General features: G+C 67.3%; 4 protein-coding genes and 1 tRNA gene. 4 read left to right on the plus strand and 1 reads right to left on the minus strand.

Translation table 11 applies throughout. From position 1 onward, the window contains the following. The 4 genes from FRZ03_RS29050 to FRZ03_RS39850 form a co-directional block, all read left to right on the plus strand. On the plus strand, window positions 1-977 hold a 977-nt coding region (locus FRZ03_RS29050), incomplete at its 5' end, for a replication initiator (protein ID WP_146468079.1). Beyond that, a complete protein-coding gene (locus FRZ03_RS29055; RefSeq protein ID WP_146468069.1) occupies window positions 953-1,147 on the plus strand; it encodes a helix-turn-helix transcriptional regulator in 195 nt (64 codons plus the stop codon). The genes FRZ03_RS29050 and FRZ03_RS29055, both read left to right, overlap by 25 nt. After that, window positions 1,144-2,517: a tyrosine-type recombinase/integrase gene (locus tag FRZ03_RS29060; RefSeq protein WP_146468070.1), complete on the plus strand. Its 1,374-nt coding sequence runs from the start codon at window positions 1,144-1,146 to the stop codon at window positions 2,515-2,517. The genes FRZ03_RS29055 and FRZ03_RS29060 overlap by 4 nt, the downstream gene beginning before the upstream one ends. 192 nt (window positions 2,518-2,709) lie before the next feature. Next, the gene (locus FRZ03_RS39850; protein ID WP_146468071.1) at window positions 2,710-3,093 is read left to right on the plus strand and encodes a DUF6083 domain-containing protein; all 384 of its coding nucleotides are present in this window, start codon (window positions 2,710-2,712) and stop codon (window positions 3,091-3,093) included. Window positions 3,094-3,270: 177 nt separating this feature from the next. On the opposite strand, the gene FRZ03_RS29070 is transcribed toward FRZ03_RS39850, so the two are convergent. Continuing rightward, a tRNA-Arg gene (locus tag FRZ03_RS29070) sits at window positions 3,271-3,342 on the minus strand. Between the last annotated feature and the right edge of the window lie 113 nt (window positions 3,343-3,455).

Below are 3,455 nucleotides of genomic sequence, written 5' to 3' on the forward strand. Positions count from 1 at the left end.
GCTTCGGCCCGGTCCACAACCGCCGCACCGACGGCCGCCCCTGCCGCTGCGGCACCCACCACGACCAGGACGACCACGCCCTTGGCACCCCACTCGACCCGGACACGTACGACTACGAAGCAGCCGTGCTGTGGAACGCGCACGCCGGTCTCCTCTGGCGCCGCTTCTCCATCCACCTCCGCCGGGAGATCGCCAAGCGTGCTGGCCTGTCACAGCGCCGCTTCCGTGAACACGCCCGCGTCTCCTTCGCCAAGGTCGCCGAGTACCAGAAGCGCGGCGCCGTCCACTTCCACGCCGTGATCCGCCTCGACGGCCCCAGCGGCGGCGACACCCCGCCCCCGGCCTGGGCAACCGCCGAACTACTCACCGACGCCATCGAGGCTGCCGCCGCCAAGGCCCGCGTCGACGGCCCGGCCATCGACGGCCGCGCCCACACCTTCACCTTCGGCCGCCAGCTCGACGTCCGCACCATCCGCTCCGCCGATTTCAACGGCGGCCAGGAGCTGACCGAGCGGGCCGTAGCGGCGTACATCGCCAAGTACGCCACCAAGGGCGCCGAGACCGCGACGGGCGCCCTCGACCGCCCCCTGAAGTTCGCCGCCGAACTCGCCCAGCTCGACATCAGCGACCACGCCCGCCGCCTCATCCGAACCGCCTGGTCCCTCGGCGCCCGCAAGGACCTGGAACACCTCCGCCTGCGCGCCTGGGCCCACATGCTCGGCTTCCGCGGCCACTTCTCCACCAAGTCCCGCCGCTACTCCGTCACCCTCGGCGCCCTCCGCGACGCCCGCGCCCAATGGCGCCGGGCCCAAGCCACAGCACCCAACGGCCCCGAGGCCGAGACCACGTACGTCCTCGCCCACTGGGTCTTCGCTGGCACCGGCCTGTCCGACACCGAAGCCTGGCTGGCCGCATCCCTCGAACCCGCCCCTGGAACGGAAGGAGAACCGACATGGACCGCCGCCGCGACGAACTGATGACCGTCCCGCAGATCCTTGCGGAACTGGGCGGGGTGTCCCGCCGCACTTTCTACCGGTGGCGCGAGTTGGGGCAGGGGCCAGCTGCTTTCAAGCTGCCCAACGGTGAACTCCGTGTGTGGCGGAGTGACTTTACCGCTTGGCTCGGGCAGTTGGAGGAGGTGGCATGAAGTCTCTCGACGTGAAGGTGTGGGGCGTCCGGAAGCGGAACACCAAGAAGTCCTCCTACGACGTCCGATGGACTGTCGCCGGGAACGTGTTTTCCGAGCAGTTCCGCACCAAGGGATTGGCGGACCATTACCGTTCCAAGCTGCTCCGCGCCGCCCACGCCGGAGAAGAGTTCGACACGGTGACGGGACTGCCCGAATCCATGGTCGAAAAGGCGGCCTCGATGACTTGGTACGCCTTCGCGCTGAAGTATCTGGCCATGAAGTGGCCGCACGCGGCGCCCAATACGCGCAACGGGATCAACGAGTCGCTGACAGCTGTCACCATGGCCCTTCTCGACGCGCGTCCGGGACGGCCGTCCGAGGAACTGATCAGGAAGGCGCTCCGTAACTGGGCCTTCGTCCTTCCTGGTCCGGAAGAGCGCGAAGTACCGGCCGAAATCACGAACGCCTTGCACTGGGTGGCAAAAGCGTCGCGCCCGCTCTCGGACCTCGGTGACGCCGCGATCGGCAGGGCGGTTCTGGACTCGCTCAAGCTGAAGCTCGACGGGACGCCGGCCGCTGCGGAGACGGTTCGACGTAAGCGGCGGACACTGGTCAACGCTCTGCATTACGCGGTTGATCTCGGGGAGTTCAAGGAGAACCCGATCACGGGTATCCGCTGGAAGAAGCCGAAGGTCGCCGGGGAGGTCGATCCTCGGGTGGTCGCCAATCCTGAGCAGGCTCGTTCCCTGCTGACCGCGGTCTCGTATGTCGGTGGCTACGACCGTGCGCGCGGCCGCCGACTCGTCGGCCTGTTCGCTTGCATGTACTACGGCGCTCTGCGTCCGGCTGAGGCCGTCGGCCTTACCGCCGCGGACGTGAAGCTGCCCGAGATTGGCTGGGGGACGGTCCTCCTGAATAGGACGCGCCCCAGTGTCGGCAAGCGGTGGACGGACTCTGGCGAGACCCACGACGACCGGGGCCTGAAGAACCGGCCGGCGGAGGAGGTCCGGCTCGTACCAATCCCGCCCCAGCTCGTCGCCATCCTTCGGCAGCATCTCGATACCTTCGGCACCGCCGAGGACGGGCGACTGTTCACCAATGAGCGCGGGGGAGTGGTCGGCTCTTCGACGTACTACCGCGTCTGGCAGGAGGCCCGTGTACTGGCGCTTCCGCCGGCCGCGGTTGCTTCCCCGCTTGCCGCGCGTCCATACGATCTGCGGCACTCGGCGCTGTCGACGTGGCTCAACTCCGGGGTGGACCCGACCGAAGTGGCCGAGCGTGCGGGTAACAGTGTTGAGGTGCTGCTGAGCCGTTACGCCAAGTGCATCGACGGACGGCAGGAGATCGCCAACCGCAAGATCGAGGATCTGTTGCGCGAATACGAATGACCAAGCAAGCACACCGATGCCCTCCGCTTACACGAGCGGAGGGCATCGTCGTGTATCAGCCATATGCCGACGGCCGGTAGATGCTGAGTGCACCTGCCGCGTCGCTTTTCGTATCACTGACGATCGGACGGCTCACAGGTTCCGTCCAATTCATCTCTACGAATATGCCGCAGGGCTGTCGACCCTCACCGTATGGGGTTTTCGGAGGAGGAGCCACGTCGGCTGCGCGGTGGGCAGTCGCGCTGTCCGTACTGTGGCCTGTTGCAAGACCGAGTGGCGACGCTTGAGCAGGACTGGGTGTTGCTGGAGCCGGACATGAGCCCGTTGGCCCACACGGTGCCGGCGGAGCATCGGTGGATCGAGCTGTCAGATGGGCGAGTGGCCGTCTACGGAGTATGTCCGCCAGACCCTTATCAGCGGTGCCGTGTCGAGCACCGGTTGGCGTGCTCGGCACAGCCGCTCCCGGATCTCTGGCCGTGGTTGACCTCGCTCCGCGGTGAGAACGCGCGACGAGCCGAACGGGAGGCTGGCTCGGAGCCACCCCGGTTCCCTGAGCAATGGCCGGATGCCGGGTGATGGCTGTCGGCCTCACATGTGCTGGCTGACCTGGGAAGACGCACCGAGATTCTGTCCACGAATAGTCCACAGACCCCGACATACGGCCGCTCCGGGCGGCACACGCCTGCACATACGCGAAGACCCCGGCCTCAGCGTTTCCGCTGGTGACGGGGTCTTTGGGCACCTCATACAGGGTGCCCCCGGCAGGATTCGAACCTGCGCACACGGCTCCGGAGGCCGTTGCTCTATCCCCTGAGCTACGGGGGCGTGTCGGTCGCGGTGGGTTGTGCTCGCGGCGACGGGTAGAACACTAGCAGGTCCGGAGGGGTGATCAGGAACCCGTTTCCGGGGTGGGGCCGAAGAGGGGCTTCGCGCGGGGT

This window comes from Streptomyces misionensis (assembly GCF_007896895.1).
Classification (GTDB): Bacteria; Actinomycetota; Actinomycetes; order Streptomycetales; family Streptomycetaceae; genus Streptomyces; species Streptomyces misionensis_A.

Excerpts from the sequence above, each read along its gene's own strand:
- FRZ03_RS29055 (WP_146468069.1), top strand. The coding sequence starts at position 953 with ATGGACCGCCGCCGCGACGAACTGATGACCGTCCCGCAGATCCTTGCG.
- FRZ03_RS39850 (WP_146468071.1), top strand. The coding sequence starts at position 2,710 with ATGGGGTTTTCGGAGGAGGAGCCACGTCGGCTGCGCGGTGGGCAGTCG.
- FRZ03_RS29060 (WP_146468070.1), top strand. The coding sequence starts at position 1,144 with ATGAAGTCTCTCGACGTGAAGGTGTGGGGCGTCCGGAAGCGGAACACC.